Genomic DNA, 14,575 nt, shown 5'->3' with positions numbered 1-14,575 from the left:
CGGCGTGCGCGCGAGCCGGCGCCGCGCACGCGGGCGGCGCAGCGGCGCGATGCTTCCGGCGCGGAAGCGAAGGCGGTAAGAATGGACATGCGAAGCGTTCAGAGGTCGGGGCCGTCCATGCAACGGGGCGACCGCCAACGGCGGTGCCGGCGCATCGGGACACCCCGCCCGGTGCGGCTGCTGGACCTCGGGTCGATGGCAGGTCTCCTGGCTTGCGGGTCGTCATCCGCGCCGGCCTTCCCGGTTTCCCAGTGGCGCGTGGTGGCGCGGATTCGCCGCTTACAGTTGCGGGGGCAGCCGCAGATTGGAGGCTCGGCCTCTGCTGCGTTCCCTTTTGATCCCGTCTCCGGGAACCATCGGTGCGCAAGCGTAAGGGCGAGCACGCCGGCACGTCAATCGTCGAATCGCGCAGGGGTGCGAAAAAACGTCACCGCGCGTCGAATGCTCGCGGATGTCGTGTCGCGGGCGCAACGGAGCGTATTTCACATCTGACGAAAGCGGCTGGCCGTGGCGGGGCGATATGAGGCTGGAACGCGCGCGTCCTCGTCGTTCGAACGAGGCGGTGGGGTGTTGCGCCGGGAGCGCGCGCCGCAGCCGCCGGCGCGCGCCCCCGGCGATTTCATGCGGCGGGACTGGAAACCAGTGCGGCGAAGTTCGCGAGGTCGACGTTGCCGCCGCTGATCACGATGCCGACGCGCTTGCCCGCGAGTTCGTCCTTCATCTTGCGTGCGGCCGCGAGCGACAGGCAGCCGGTCGGCTCGACGATGAGCTTCATCCGGGTTGCGAAGAACCGCATGCTGTCGACCAGTTCGGCGTCGGTCGCTGTCAGGATGTCGTCGACGTCGCGCCGCAGGATCTGGAACGTCAGGTTGCCCAGATGCTGCGTCTGCGCGCCGTCGGCGATCGTGCGCGGCGTGTCGATGTGCACGATCGCGCCGCTGCGGAACGATTGCTGGCCGTCGTTGCCGGCTTCGGGCTCGACGCCGTACAGCTTCGCTTGCGGCGACAGCGCACGCGTCGCGAGCGCGGTGCCGGACAGCAGGCCGCCGCCGCCGAGCGGCGCGAACACTGCGTCCAGCGGCCCGACTTCGTCGAACAGCTCCTTCGCCGCCGTGCCCTGGCCGGCGATCACGTCCGCATGGTCGTACGGCGGGATCAGCGTGAGCCCGTGCTTCTCCGCCAGCTCGCGGCCGATCTGCTCGCGGTCTTCCGTATAGCGGTCGTAGGTCACGACGTTGCCGCCGTAGCCGCGCGTGGCGGCCATCTTCGCGGCCGGCGCGTCCTGCGGCATCACGATCGTCGCCGGGATGCCGAGCATGCGCGCCGACAGCGCGATCGCCTGCGCGTGGTTACCCGACGAGAAGGTGACGACGCCGTTGCGGCGCTGCGTGGCGTCGAAGCGCGACAGCGCGTTGAACGCGCCGCGGAACTTGAACGCACCCATGCGCTGCAGGTTCTCGCACTTGAAGAACACCTGCGCGCCGAGCGCGTCGTCGAGCGTGCTCGACGTCATCACGGGCGTGCGGTGCGCGTGGCCCTGCAGGCGCGCGGCGGCGGCCGCGACGTCGTCGTAGGTGGGAAGGGTCGGGTTGGTCATCGGTGGCTCTCGTCGATAGGGCGATCATCGGGCCGGGCGTGCCCGTCATTTTGCATCGTTGTATACGGTGGCGCGCGATACGCCGAGGTGCTGCGCGACGATTTCCATCGCGCGGCGCACCTCGAGAAAGCCGTCTGCCTTCAGCATCTGCATCAGCTCGCGCCGCTGGTCGGTCTTCAGTTCGCGCGGCGTGGACGCGAGACGCGTCGCGAACGCATCGATGCGCTGCCGGATCGCGTCGGCGCCGGCCGGATCGAGCGTGTCGGCGACCGGCGCGCCTTCGACGCTGCAGAACTGGTTCAGCATCCCCCGGAAGCCGCGGAACAGCGTGACGTCCGCGTTCAGGCACAGCGCGGCCACGTAATGGCCGCTCGAATCCTTGATGCCGATCGACGTGCTTTTCGCGGTGCGGCCGTCGGCGAAGCGGTTCGCGTAGTTCGCGAGCACCTGCGGGAAGTCGTCGTCCGCGATGCGCGCGAGGCCGAGTTCGGTCGCGGGATCGCCGACCGCGCGGCCCGACAGGTTGTTGTGGATCGCGAGGATCGCGTGCTCGGGCGTGCGCAGGTCGTGCACGACGACCTCGGTGAACGGCGCGAACATCGCGCCGAGCCCTTCGGCGATGCGCAGCACCTGTTCGATCAGCGATGCCTGCTCCGGCTGCGGCGTCGGGCGGGAACGGTTCATCGCGCGGCTTCGAGCGCAGGTGCGTCGGTGGTCTCGGGACGCGTGATGTCGGCGAGCAGCGGTCGGGCGATCCGCACGTAATCGGACGCGTCGAGCACGATCGAGCGGTCGAGGCGTCCGGCGTTGAACGCGATCGCGTCGTTGCGTTCGACCAGCGCCGGATCGACGACGAGCGTCACGCTCGCGTCGAACACGAACGGCGGCACGGCGCCCATCACGCAGCCGGTGACGGCGGCCGCGCGCTCCGGCGGCGCCAGCGTCGCCTTGCGACGGCCGAGCGCGTCGGCGACCTTGCGGAAGTCGATCTTCAGATGACCGGGGATCACTGCCAGCGCGGTCGCATCGCCGCCATCCTTGAACGTGCAGAGCATCGCCTTCGCGCCCTGTTCGGGACGCGTGCCGCGAATCGCGGCGATCACGTCGGATTTGCCCTCTGCGGGGTGCTCGAGCACGCGGAACCGCGCACCGTTGCTGGTCAGCAGCTCGCACAGCCCGTTGAAGACGGGGTATTCGGTCATGTCGTGGCAGGCCGTAGGAGTGCGCGCGCAGCGCGGTCGCAATAGATGAATCATCCAAGTATAGACGTTTTGTCGCGCCGCAGACAGGAAAGGGCGTTGGACGCACGGCAGGCAAGGCGCGCGCACCGTGTACCGAAAGGCCATTTCATGTTGCGAAATGGCGTGGGCGCTTTCGTGCCGCCTGTCTTTCCGTGCCTTGAAAAAGTGTTTTGCATCGCAAAAACGCGGACCTATCTCATTGAAAATTAACAGAAATTTATATCTTATGTCTTATATAAGAGTTGGCCGAAAGCGCGCCGTGCAGCGGTACTATTAAGTCCATGCAGTTCGCTTCGTCAGACGCGGCGGACACGCGGAACCCTTTACTCAAATGCGCTTCGTTCCCAGGAGATTGACATGTCCCAATATCAAGACGACATCAAGGCAGTGGCTGGCTTGAAGGAAAACCACGGCAGCGCGTGGAATGCCATCAATCCCGAGTATGCCGCTCGCATGCGCGCCCAGAACAAGTTCAAGACGGGCCTCGACATCGCGAAGTACACCGCGAAGATCATGCGCGCCGACATGGCTGCGTACGACGCGGATCCGTCCAAGTACACGCAGTCGCTCGGTTGCTGGCACGGCTTCATCGGCCAGCAGAAGATGATTTCCATTAAGAAGCACTTCAACAGCACCGAACGCCGCTACCTGTACCTGTCGGGCTGGATGGTCGCTGCGCTGCGCTCGGAGTTCGGCCCGCTGCCGGACCAGTCGATGCACGAAAAGACGTCGGTCAGCGCGCTGATCCGCGAGCTGTACACGTTCCTGCGCCAGGCCGACGCCCGTGAGCTCGGCGGCCTGTTCCGCGAGCTGGATGCCGCGAAGGACGCCGCTGCGAAGGCCGCGATCCAGCAAAAGATCGACAACCACGTGACGCACGTCGTGCCGATCATCGCCGACATCGACGCCGGTTTCGGCAACGCTGAAGCGACCTATCTGCTGGCCAAGCAGTTCATCGAAGCGGGCGCATGCTGCATCCAGATCGAGAACCAGGTGTCGGACGAGAAGCAGTGCGGCCACCAGGACGGCAAGGTCACGGTGCCGCACGAGGACTTCCTCGCGAAGATCCGCGCGATCCGCTACGCATTCCTGGAGCTGGGCGTGGATGACGGCATCATCGTCGCGCGCACCGACTCGCTCGGCGCCGGCCTGACCAAGCAGATCGCCGTGACGAACGCGCCGGGCGACCTGGGCGACCAGTACAACTCGTTCCTCGACTGCGAAGAACTGTCGGGCGACCAGCTCGGCAACGGCGACGTCGTGATCAAGCGCGACGGCAAGCTGCTGCGTCCGAAGCGCTTGCCGAGCAACCTGTTCCAGTTCCGCGCCGGCACGGGTGAAGCACGTTGCGTGCTGGATTGCATCACGTCGCTGCAGAACGGCGCCGACCTGCTGTGGATCGAGACCGAAAAGCCGCACATCGCGCAGATCGCCGGCATGGTCAACGAAATCCGCAAGGTGATCCCGAACGCGAAGCTGGTGTACAACAACAGCCCGTCGTTCAACTGGACGCTGAACTTCCGTCAGCAGGTGTACGACGCGCTGAAGGCCGAGGGCAAGGACGTGTCGGCATACGACCGTGCGCAACTGATGAGCGTCGAATACGACGACACCGAACTGGCGAAGCTCGCGGACGACAAGATCCGCACGTTCCAGGCCGATGCGTCGCGTGAAGCCGGCATCTTCCATCACCTGATCACGCTGCCGACGTACCACACGGCCGCACTGTCGACCGACAACCTCGCGAAGGAATACTTCGGCGAACAAGGCATGCTCGGCTACGTGGCCGGCGTGCAGCGCAAGGAAATCCGTCAGGGCATCGCGTGCGTGAAGCACCAGAACATGTCGGGTTCGGACATCGGCGACGATCACAAGGAATACTTCAGCGGTGAAGCCGCGCTGAAGGCAGCGGGCAAGGACAACACGATGAACCAGTTCTCGTAATCGTCATAGCCGCGGCACACGACGCCAACCCGTTGTTCACGGGTTGGCGTTTTTTTTCAGTCGCGCTCGGTCGTGAGGCAGTCGCAGCTCACCGTCGTAGCGGCCGTCGCACGTGTTCGCCCGAATTGCAGAAAGCGCGGTTTTGAGCGGTGCGTAGGCAGCGCGCTCGCAACAGATGTTTGTGTGCGCAACCTGATTCAGGGTTTGCCTGAGTAGCGAAAACACGGATCCGCGCAACGTGCGCTTGCGTACGTGGGCCACGCGAGGCGCCGACCAAAATTGCCGCTGGCGCGCAACCCTTGCACTGCAAAGCGCCGGGCCGTTTCGTCCGCGCGGAGCATGCAGCGAACCAGTAAAAACAACCCCTCTTCAAGCGACATGCCCGACCCATCGTCACGGTTGTTTCTTGTTGCAACGCAACGCCCGCGCAATATCGGCGATGGTATGCTGGCCTGGATGGAGTTGGACGGCAGGTTGTTCGCATGGCGAAACTCGCGTTCGTACACTCACGCGATCGTTCAGATAGTTCACATACGCTCGCCCGCATCGCGGCATCGACGCGCGCTCCGCTCGCGCGTCGCGCGCTGCGTGTCGCTTCAGTCTGCACGCCCACCGCAATCCCGATCTCGCGGGCTCGCCCCGCATCCTGTATCCCCGTCCAATAATCTGGAGACACCCCCATGTCGCAAAACTCATTGGCCGAAGCGACGCACGGCCCGCTGATCGCTCCTCCGGCATTCGTCAAACATCGCAAGCTGATCGACTGGGTGTCGCGCATCGCGGCGCTCACGGAACCCGAGCGCGTCGTGTGGTGCGACGGCTCGCAGCAGGAATACGACGCGCTGTGTCAGGCGATGGTCGATCAGGGCACGCTCAAGCGTCTGAATCCGGCGAAGCGGCCGAACTCGTATCTCGCGCAATCCGATCCGTCGGACGTTGCGCGCGTCGAGGATCGCACCTTCATCTGCACGGAATCGCCCGACGACGTGGGGCCGACCAACAACTGGATCGCGCCGGATGAAATGCGCGAGACGCTGAACGGCCTGTTTCGCGGCGCGATGCGCGGCCGCACGCTGTACGTGGTGCCGTTCTCGATGGGCCCGCTCGGCTCGCCGATCGCGCACGTCGGCGTCGAGCTGTCCGACAGCCCGTACGTGGTGGCCAACATGCGGATCATGACGCGCATGGGGCGCGACGTGTACGACGTGCTCGGCGAGGACGGCGCGTTCGTGCCGTGCGTGCACAGCGTCGGTCATCCGCTCGAAGCAGGGCAGCAGGACGTGCCGTGGCCGTGCAACCCGGTCAAGTACATCGTGCATTTTCCCGAGACGCGCGAGATCTGGAGCTTCGGCTCCGGCTACGGCGGCAACGCGCTGCTCGGCAAGAAGTGCTTCGCGTTGCGCATCGCGTCGACGATGGGCCGCGACCAGGGCTGGCTCGCCGAACACATGCTGATCCTCGGCGTGACGTCGCCGGCCGGCAAGAAGTATCACGTCGCGGCGGCATTCCCGTCCGCGTGCGGCAAGACCAACTTCGCGATGCTGATTCCGCCGAAGGGCTTCGACGGCTGGAAGGTCACGACGATCGGCGACGACATCGCATGGCTGAAGCCGGGTCGCGACGGCCGCCTGTATGCGATCAATCCGGAAGCCGGCTTCTTCGGCGTCGCGCCGGGCACCGGCGTGAAGACGAATCCGAATGCGATCTCGACGCTCACGGAGAACGTCATCTTCACGAACGTCGCACTGACCGAGGACGGCGACGTGTGGTGGGAGGGGCTGACCGACACGCCGCCCGCCAAGCTGATCGACTGGCAGGGCAACGCGTGGACGCCCGAGCTCGGCAAGGAAACGGGCCGCAAGGCGGCGCACCCGAACTCGCGCTTCACCGCGCCCGCGTCGCAATGCCCGTCGATCGACGCGGACTGGGAAGATCCGGCCGGCGTGGCGATCGACGCGTTCATCTTCGGCGGGCGTCGTTCGACGACCGTGCCGCTCGTGACGGAAGCGCGCGACTGGATCGAAGGCGTATACATGGCCGCGACGATGGGCTCGGAAACGACTGCGGCGGCGGCGGGCCAGCAAGGCGTCGTGCGACGCGATCCGTTCGCGATGCTGCCGTTCTGCGGCTACAACATGAGCGATTACTTTGCGCACTGGCTGAAGCTCGGCAAGCAGCTCGAAGCGAGCGGCGCGACGCTGCCGAAGATCTACTGCGTGAACTGGTTCCGCAAGGACGCGAACGGCAAGTTCGTGTGGCCGGGCTTCGGCGAGAACATGCGCGTGCTGAGGTGGATGATCGAGCGCCTCGAAGGCAACGGCGGCGGCGAGGATCACGTGTTCGGCGTGACGCCCGCGTATGACGACCTGCACTGGGACGGGCTCGACTTCACGCGCGAGCAGTTCGATGCGGCGACGTCGATCGACGCGGCCGAGTGGCGCGAGGAGCTGAAGCTGCACGCCGCGCTGTTCGAAACGCTGAAGCTGCGCTTGCCCGCCGAGCTGACGGAGACGATGAAGAAGATCGAGCAGCGTATCGGCAACTGAAGCGCGGTGTCTGCATGACGTGCCGCGCCGGCATGCGTTGCCGGCGCGGGACGTTTTCGTTGGTGCGCGCTGCCCGTGCGTCGACGCGCGGCATCGCACTGCATCGTGCGGCTGCTACACCGGTCGCAAGCCGCACGTCGTCGCCTCGACGAACCTCAGTGGGCCGTCAACCGAAATCGAGCGCGTTCGTCAGATCGCCCGGCGGCGGCGCGCCGCGCGAGGCGAACGCACGGTCGCGCGCGGCGACGCCGTCGAGCGGCGCGAGCCCATGCACGCGGCTGATGAAGCGCAGGATCGAGTTCGTGTCGTACATCGTGTGATCGACGTGGCCCTTCTTCGCGAACGGCGAGATCACCAGCGCGGGAATCCGCGAGCCCGGCCCCCAGCGATCGCCCACCGGCGGCGCGACGTGATCCCACCAGCCGCCGTTCTCGTCGTGCGTCATTACGATCACCGTGTTCGCCCACTGCGGGCTACGGCGGATGTGCTCGATCACGTTCGCGATGTGGCGATCGCCCGATTCGACGTCCGCGTAGCCGGCGTGCATGTTGAGGTTGCCTTGCGGCTTGTAGAACGTCACGGCCGGCAGCTTGCCCGCGTCGACCGCGGCGAGGAAGTGATTGGTCGAAGGATCGTCGCCGACGCCCGCGTCGCGCAGATGCTTGCGGCGCGCATCGGTGCCCGGCGCGTAGTTCGCAAAGTAGTTGAACGGCTGGTGGTGATACTGGAAGTCGGGCACGCTCCCCGTGTCGCGATGCTCGAGCGCGTATTGCCACGCGCCGCTGTACCAGGCCCAGTCGACGTTCTTCTCCGACAGACGATCGCCGATCGTCGCGTGAGCCTGCGGCGGCATCACGCGATGGTCTGCCGGGTCCGCATACGCGGCATTGCCGGGGTCCGCCGGCGGCACGTAGCTCGGCTGGTACGGCGGGGCCATCGTATTGACGCCGTAGCCGTCGGGCGTGAGGGCGCCGTCGGCTGCGAACTTCGGCGGGCCGTCGAGCGCCGACGCGGGCGAATTGGCGGCCAGCGCGAGGCGCGTGCCGGCCGGATCGTCGCCGTCCACCTTAGACAGCAGCTTCGTCGCCTGCGGATGCTTGTGTGCGTCCGGGTAGACCGGCGGCTGCGCGGAAATCAGGAACATGTGGTTGAGCCACGATCCGCCGAATGCCGCCATGAAGAAGTTGTCGCACAGCGTGTACTGCCGCGCGAGGTTCCACAGGCGCAGCGTGTCGGCGGAGTTGCGGTAGTGGCCCATCACGAGGCCGCCCGAATCGGCCCATGCGGCGAACTGGTTGTTGCGGCCGCCGGCGATCTGCATCTGGTTCTGATAGAAGCGGTGCCACAGGTCGCGCGTGATCACGCCGTTGGGTAGCGGCTTGCCTTGCGCATCGGCGAGCCGGAACGGCGCGTTCGGCAGCTTGTCGATGTCGCGTTCGGCGATCACGTAACGCTTGCCGTCGACTTCCTGCGCCTGCGGCACGAGCCCGCCCCAGATTTTCGGGAGCACGGGCAGCGGCGTCTTGCCGTCGCGGTCGAGTTGCTGCGCCTGCTCGGGCTTCACCGCGCTCAGCGGATACTGCACGCCCGGGAAATCGCCGTACAGATTCGCGAAGCTGCGGTTCTCGGCAAAGATCACGACGATGTGACGCACGTGTCGGCGCAGTGTTTCGTCGAGCTGCAGGTCGGCGGCCGTGCGCGGCGCACGTCCCGACGTGATCTCGCAGCCGCCTAGCGCGACGCCCGCACCGAGCGTGGCGAGGCCACCGAGCACACGGCGGCGCTCGGCATCAACGGGAAGATCGTCGGGGCGGTCGGGGGTGTCGGTCACGTCGTGGTCTCCTCGAATGGGCGATGGTCGTTCGATGTGGGGCGCGCTGGGTGGTGCATGCTGGCGCGCGCGCAGGTGCACGAGAGCCGGCGTCGTGCGGGCTCACGGCGGTGTGCTTCGCGCTGTCACGAAAATGTCATGCACGCGACTATAGCGCGGTCGGCTGGGGCGATGAAAGGGATTTGTCGGAGCTAGGCGGCGACGGTGGGCGCGGGGGGCGGGAATCGAGGGTGGTGGGGTGGCAGGGCGGTTCGTGCGAGCAACATCCGCTTGTGGTGCGCTGCGTCATTCATCCGATTGAGCGACGTGGCGAGATGCGGGCGCGGTGGCATTTTTGTCTGCGTGGCTGCTCGCGTTTTGCGAATGGCGCGCACGCGTGCGCGGCCGGATGCGCGATGCGACTGATCGATACGATCTGAAGAAACGCCTTCGACAGGACCGGACTACGCAGAATTGCGGATCACGGCGGAACGTTCGCGGCGTCGGTGCTGTCGCGCGCGAACGATGCGAACGATGCGAACGATGCGAACGATGCGAACGATGCGAACGATGCGAACGATGCGAACGATGCGAACGATGCGATGCGCAATCGCACCTCGCCCGCGATCGTCAGTCAGGACGCAGCGGCCGCATAGACATCGATCGCTTCGGTCGGCGTATCAAGAAAGCGCATGCGCTACCCACGTCGCATAACGGCGTACCCGCGAACGCAAATCAGGACGCAGCCGCCGCGGCAATTTTGTCCGCTTCGGCAGGCGTATTGAGAAAGCGCATGCGCCGCCAGTGCCGCAACGCACGCGCCCGCAACCGCAACTCAGGACGCAGCCGCCGCCGCAACTTCGGCCGCTTCGGTCAGCGCATCGAGAAAGCACGTGCGCCACCAGTGCACATCGGTCTTGCGCACGATCGCCATCAGCGCGTTGTGGCGCTGGCGGCGCTCGTCGAGCGGCATCGTGAGTGCGCGTTGAATCGCCTGCGCGGTGCCCTGCGTGTCGTACGGATTGACGAGCAGCGCGGGCTTCAGTTGCTCGGCTGCGCCGGCGAAGCGCGACAGCACGAGCACGCCGGGATCAGCCTCGTCCTGCGCGGCAAGAAACTCCTTCGCGACCAGGTTCATCCCGTCTCGCAGCGGCGTAACGAGCGCGACACGGCTTGCGCGATAGAGGCCGGGCAAGCGCTTGCGCGCAACGGTCCGATGAATGTAGCGCATCGGCATCCACTCGAGCTCGCCGTAGTCGCCGTTGATCGCACCGCACAGACTGTCCATCTCGCGCCGCAGGTCGTCGTAGGCGCCGAGATCCTCGCGGCTCGGCGCGGCGATCTGGATCAACGTCGCGCGGTCGCGATTCTCCGGATACTGTTCGAGCAACTGACGGAACGCATGCACGCGTTGCGGCAGGCCCTTCGTGTAATCGAGACGATCGACGCCGACGAGCAATTGACGGCGCGAATATTCATCGCGCATCCGCTCGAACATGTCGATGCCGTCGCGATTCTCCGCCAGCGCCGCGAATTCGTCGACGTTGATGCCGATCGGAAACGCGCCGGCCGACAGCGTGCGGCCGAACGCACGCAGGCGACCGTCGGGCAGACGCGCGGCGCCGGCCTCGGCCTCGACGTAGTGCTCGAAGTGCAGCAGATCGGATTCGGTCTGAAAGCCGACGAGGTCGTACGCAAACAGCGCGCGCATCAGCCATTCGTGCTCCGGAATCGCGGCCATGATCGGCGGCGGCGGCATCGGAATATGCAGGAAGAAGCCGATCGGATTCGTGCAGCCCATCGCGCGCAGTTCGGCGGCGAGCGGAATCAGTTGATAGTCGTGAACCCAGATGGTGTCGTCCGGCCGCAGCAGCGTGCTGAGCTTGCGCGCGAACAGCTGGTTCACGCGTCGGTAGCCGTCGGCGAAGCGGCGGTCGAACTGCGCGAGATCGAGCCGGTAGTGGAACACCGGCCATAGCACGTTGTTCGAGTAGCCGAGATAGTACGCGTCGTAATCCTGCGGATCGAGATCGATCGTCGCGAGCTGGATCCCGCCGACGTTCTGGATCTGCACGTCGTCGCCCTGCGCGGGTCGCTCGCCCTCGCTGCGCAGCCTGCCGCTCCAGCCGAACCAGACGCCGCCCGATTCCTGCAGGCTGTCTTTCACGGCTACGGCAAGGCCGCCGGCGGCGGCTTTACGGGGATCTGCAATGCGATTGGATACGACGACGAGTCGGCTCACCAGCTCTCCTGCGAATGGTTGGGGAAGGTTCGTGCGGCCAGGGCGCGAGGCGGACGCCGCCACCGACGCGAGGCGCGATGGGGCCGCGGTACGATCGGCAGGGAATCAGGGGCTGCGATTCGCCGTCCGAACGTGGAGTGCTTTTTAAGCATACTCGTCATTCGCCTGATTTAAAAGTGCGCGTCCGGGTTGAACGGAATGGCGCGCGGTCGCAATATGCGTCGTGTGCCGTATCGCATCTTCGGGAATAAAAATTGCGCATCGAGCCGATAAAAACGCGCAAGCGCTGTTCGTGCGTCGCTGAATCGCGACCGCGATTGAGCCGATGGCCGGCGGCACGTTGCGCTCGGTTGCGCAGCGGTCGACGCATCCCTGCGCGATCACTACCCCGCGCTCATACGTGCAGGTTGCATACGCGTCGTCCGCACGAACAAGTTGCGCGAGCAACGGTTTGCAGAAGTCGTCGATATCGGCGCTCGCTTCGGCTTGCTTGCCGGTCCGTGCGCGAGTTCGACGATGTCGCGCGCGACGGATTCGTAGCCGGCCGCGCTCCACACGATCTCGGCGACGCGTTCACGTGCGCGATCGGTCGTGTCAGGCGCGCTCGCCATCGTGTCCTTCAGTTGGCGAGTTGATCCTGCGGATGCTAGTGCGCCTGTCGGACTTCGGTCAGCTCGAGCCCGCTGTCGGTGGTGTGTGTCCGGACCTCGTGACCACGCACTCAGTGCGCGAGACGCGCGAACGCGCAGTTTCCCGCCGCCGACCGGCCCGCGACCTGCGTCGCGGACCGGTCGGCAGTCAGAACGTCAGAACGTCAGAACGTCAGAACGTCAGAACGTCAGAACGTCAGAACGTCAGAACGTCAGAACGTCAGAACGTCAGAACGTCAGAACGTCGTACGCAGGCCGGCCATCACGCTGCGGCCGCCTTGCGGCGCGAAGCCGCGCACGACGGACGTAGCGTAGCGGATTTCCTGGTTCGTCAGGTTGTCGCCGCGCAGGAACGCGAGCCAGTGCGTCGCGCCGACGCGGAACTTGTAGGTCAGCAGCACGCCGAGCGACGTGTAGCCGTCCGTCGGGAAGTCGTTGTCGGGCACGCGATGCTGCGCCCACGCACGCGTGACCTGTGCGCGTGCGCCGAACGGGCCGTAGCCGTAGTCGGCGGCGAGCGTCGCGCGCAGCGGTGCGATGCGCGGCAGCGGCTGGCCTGTGTCGACGTTGCGCGCGTGCGTGTAGTCGGCGGTGAGTTCCAGGTCGATCGTGTGGCCGCGCTGCGCGAACGCGCGCCACTTGCCGTCGAGCTCGACGCCATAGAACTCCGCGCGCACGCCGCGGTAGATCGCCTCGTCGAGCGCATCGGCGGTGCCGGGCGCGACCGGGTCGCCGTGGTCGTCGACGATCCGGCCCGTGTTGTACTCGGCCAGGTAGTTGGAGAAGCGGTTGTAGAACACCGCGACGCTGCCACGGTTCGGGCCGCTCGCATAACGCAGCGACAGGTCGGTCGATACGGCCTTTTCCTTCGACGCGTTCGGGTTGCCGATCAGGAACTGCCCGGTCGCATCGTGCGGGCCGTTCGAGTAGAGCTCGTAGAAGGTCGGGGCGCGTTCCGTGTACGCGACGTTTGCCGCGACAGACCACACGGGCGTCAGCGACAGCAATGCGCCGGCCGACACGCTGCCGGCGTTGAAGTCGCGCGCTCGCGCGTCGGCGAACTTCGCGATCCCGGCCGGATCGGGATCGACCTGCACGTGCTCGAACCGTCCGCCGACGCTCAGCTTCAGCGCCGGGTCGACCTGCCATTCCTCGAGGCCGAACAGCGCGACGCTGTTGGTGCGCGTCGACGGCACGAGCATTTCGTCGCCGAGCGCGGAGAACGTGTTCTGGCCGAACTGCACGCCGAGTGCGCCTTCGAACGGGCCGATGCGCCGGTGCCGCGCTTCGATGCGCGCCTCGTAGCCGCGGTTGCGGAACACGGTCGCGGTTTCGCCGTCGTCGACCTCCTTGTGCCGATAGTCGGTGTATGCGAAGTCGAATTTCAGCTTCGTGAACGGGCCGTCGAGATTGCGCATCTCGGACGCGAACGCGACGCGCTCCTGGCGCATCCGCAGGCGGACGCCGTCCTCCGCGACCGAACCGTAGTTCGATTCGTAGCCGCTGTACGACAGGCCGGCGAAACCGTCGGCCCACGTGTACGCGCTGCCGACCGCGCCGCCGTGCACGCGGCCGTCGCTGTTCGGAACGCTTCCGTAGGGTTGCGGCGTGTCGGCGTCGTCCGTCGAGCGCAGTGCGCTGCTGCGCGCATAGCCGGGAATCCGCAGCTTGCCGGCCTCGCGATCGAACGCGTCGACGTGAAACGCGAAGTGGCCGTTGCCGGCTTCGACCTGGGCGGCGCCGGCGCGCACTGCGTTCGCGCCGCCGTAGCGCGCGTCGAGCGCGCCCGTCACGCCTTCGATCGCTTCGCGCGGAATGCGGTTGTCGATCGTATTGACCACGCCGCCGACCGCATTACCGCCGTACAGCAGCGCGGCCGGCCCGCGCACGATCTCGATGCGCTCGATCGACAGCGGGTCCTCCGGCACCGCATGGTCGTACGACAGCGACGACGCATCGTAGGCGGCGACGCCGTTCTGCAGCAGCCGGATCCGGTCGCCGTCCATGCCGCGGATGATCGGCCGGCCGACCATCGGCCCGTAAGTCGTGGTCGACACGCCGGGCAGGCCGTCGAGCGTTTCCCCAAGCGAATCGGCCTGGCGGCGCGTGAGCGCGTCGCCGCTCAACTGCGTGGTGGCGGCGATCGGGTCGGTGTCGCCGAGCGGGTTCGCGGTCACGAATATCGGCGCCAGCGGCGCGGGCGGCGACGTGGCAGGCGGGTCGGCCGCATGGGCGGGCGTGACGGCGGCGAACAGCATCAGAGAGACGGGCTGAAGCCGGCGAAGCGGTAGACGGCGAAGGTCGCGCATGAGCGGTGAAGACATTGGAATTTGTGTAGAAATCGGATCGGAATGTCAGCCCGGCGAGCACACATCGAAACGATATATTGTTTCATCGCGTGCGCGCACCGACCCGCTGCGGATCCGATCCGGCGGCGCCCGGCCGTGTCGATAACGCACCATGACGACGGACGAGCATCGATAATGATACGTTATATCATTTCTGATTCAAACCGGGACGATGCCGCCCATGCGCCGACGTACCG

At 66.3% G+C, this 14,575-nt stretch carries 8 protein-coding genes and 1 riboswitch; of the genes, 2 read left to right on the top strand and 6 right to left on the bottom strand.

Annotated features, from left to right (window positions below):
- Nucleotides 1-180: 180 nt before the first annotated feature.
- Nucleotides 181-373: riboswitch (cobalamin riboswitch) on the bottom strand.
- Nucleotides 374-619: 246 nt separating this feature from the next.
- From MBR110_RS18915 to MBR110_RS18905, 3 genes are read right to left on the bottom strand one after another with little or no spacing between them, the layout of a single operon-like run.
- Nucleotides 620-1,597, bottom strand: coding sequence for a threo-3-hydroxy-L-aspartate ammonia-lyase (locus MBR110_RS18915; protein ID WP_011882283.1), 978 nt, complete (start codon nucleotides 1,595-1,597; stop codon nucleotides 620-622).
- Between the two features lie 45 nt (nucleotides 1,598-1,642).
- Nucleotides 1,643-2,281 carry a helix-turn-helix transcriptional regulator gene (locus MBR110_RS18910; protein WP_011882282.1) on the bottom strand — a complete coding sequence of 213 codons (639 nt, stop codon included), beginning with the start codon at nucleotides 2,279-2,281 and terminating at the stop codon, nucleotides 1,643-1,645.
- On the bottom strand, nucleotides 2,278-2,799 hold the full coding sequence (locus MBR110_RS18905; RefSeq protein ID WP_011882281.1) for a YbaK/prolyl-tRNA synthetase associated domain-containing protein: 522 nt from the start codon (nucleotides 2,797-2,799) through the stop codon (nucleotides 2,278-2,280). Before MBR110_RS18905 ends, MBR110_RS18910 begins: the two co-directional genes overlap by 4 nt.
- Before the next feature lie 396 nt (nucleotides 2,800-3,195).
- Here MBR110_RS18905 and MBR110_RS18900 point away from each other — a divergent pair, with 396 nt between their 5' ends.
- Both MBR110_RS18900 and MBR110_RS18895 read left to right on the top strand, forming a co-directional pair.
- Complete coding sequence (locus MBR110_RS18900; RefSeq protein WP_011882280.1) at nucleotides 3,196-4,782, top strand: isocitrate lyase; 1,587 nt, start codon at nucleotides 3,196-3,198, stop codon at nucleotides 4,780-4,782.
- A 680-nt stretch (nucleotides 4,783-5,462) separates the two neighbouring features.
- Entirely contained in the window at nucleotides 5,463-7,328 is a 1,866-nt protein-coding gene (locus tag MBR110_RS18895) for a phosphoenolpyruvate carboxykinase (GTP) (RefSeq protein WP_014724844.1), read from the top strand.
- Nucleotides 7,329-7,494: 166 nt separating this feature from the next.
- Here MBR110_RS18895 and MBR110_RS18890 read toward each other — a convergent pair whose 3' ends face one another.
- From MBR110_RS18890 to MBR110_RS18880, 3 genes are all read right to left on the bottom strand, one after another.
- Entirely contained in the window at nucleotides 7,495-9,159 is a 1,665-nt protein-coding gene (locus tag MBR110_RS18890; RefSeq protein WP_011882278.1) for an acid phosphatase, read from the bottom strand.
- An 814-nt stretch (nucleotides 9,160-9,973) separates the two neighbouring features.
- The gene (otsA, locus tag MBR110_RS18885) at nucleotides 9,974-11,380 is read right to left on the bottom strand and encodes an alpha,alpha-trehalose-phosphate synthase (UDP-forming) (protein ID WP_046426467.1); all 1,407 of its coding nucleotides are present in this window, start codon (nucleotides 11,378-11,380) and stop codon (nucleotides 9,974-9,976) included.
- A gap of 886 nt (nucleotides 11,381-12,266) precedes the next feature.
- Entirely contained in the window at nucleotides 12,267-14,288 is a 2,022-nt protein-coding gene (locus tag MBR110_RS18880; protein WP_181709474.1) for a TonB-dependent receptor, read from the bottom strand.
- Between the last annotated feature and the right edge of the window lie 287 nt (nucleotides 14,289-14,575).

Source organism: Burkholderia sp. MBR-1 (assembly GCF_013822785.1).
Lineage (GTDB): Bacteria > Pseudomonadota > Gammaproteobacteria > Burkholderiales > Burkholderiaceae > Burkholderia > Burkholderia vietnamiensis.
The sequence above is the reverse complement of the archived record's forward strand: the minus strand, read 5'-3'. Positions and strand labels throughout refer to the sequence as shown.

Coding starts and splice junctions, on each gene's coding strand:
- MBR110_RS18915 (WP_011882283.1), bottom strand. CDS start 1,597: ATGACCAACCCGACCCTTCCCACCTACGACGACGTCGCGGCCGCCGCC.
- MBR110_RS18910 (WP_011882282.1), bottom strand. CDS start 2,281: ATGAACCGTTCCCGCCCGACGCCGCAGCCGGAGCAGGCATCGCTGATC.
- MBR110_RS18905 (WP_011882281.1), bottom strand. CDS start 2,799: ATGACCGAATACCCCGTCTTCAACGGGCTGTGCGAGCTGCTGACCAGC.
- MBR110_RS18900 (WP_011882280.1), top strand. CDS start 3,196: ATGTCCCAATATCAAGACGACATCAAGGCAGTGGCTGGCTTGAAGGAA.
- MBR110_RS18895 (WP_014724844.1), top strand. CDS start 5,463: ATGTCGCAAAACTCATTGGCCGAAGCGACGCACGGCCCGCTGATCGCT.
- MBR110_RS18880 (WP_181709474.1), bottom strand. CDS start 14,288: ATGCTGTTCGCCGCCGTCACGCCCGCCCATGCGGCCGACCCGCCTGCC.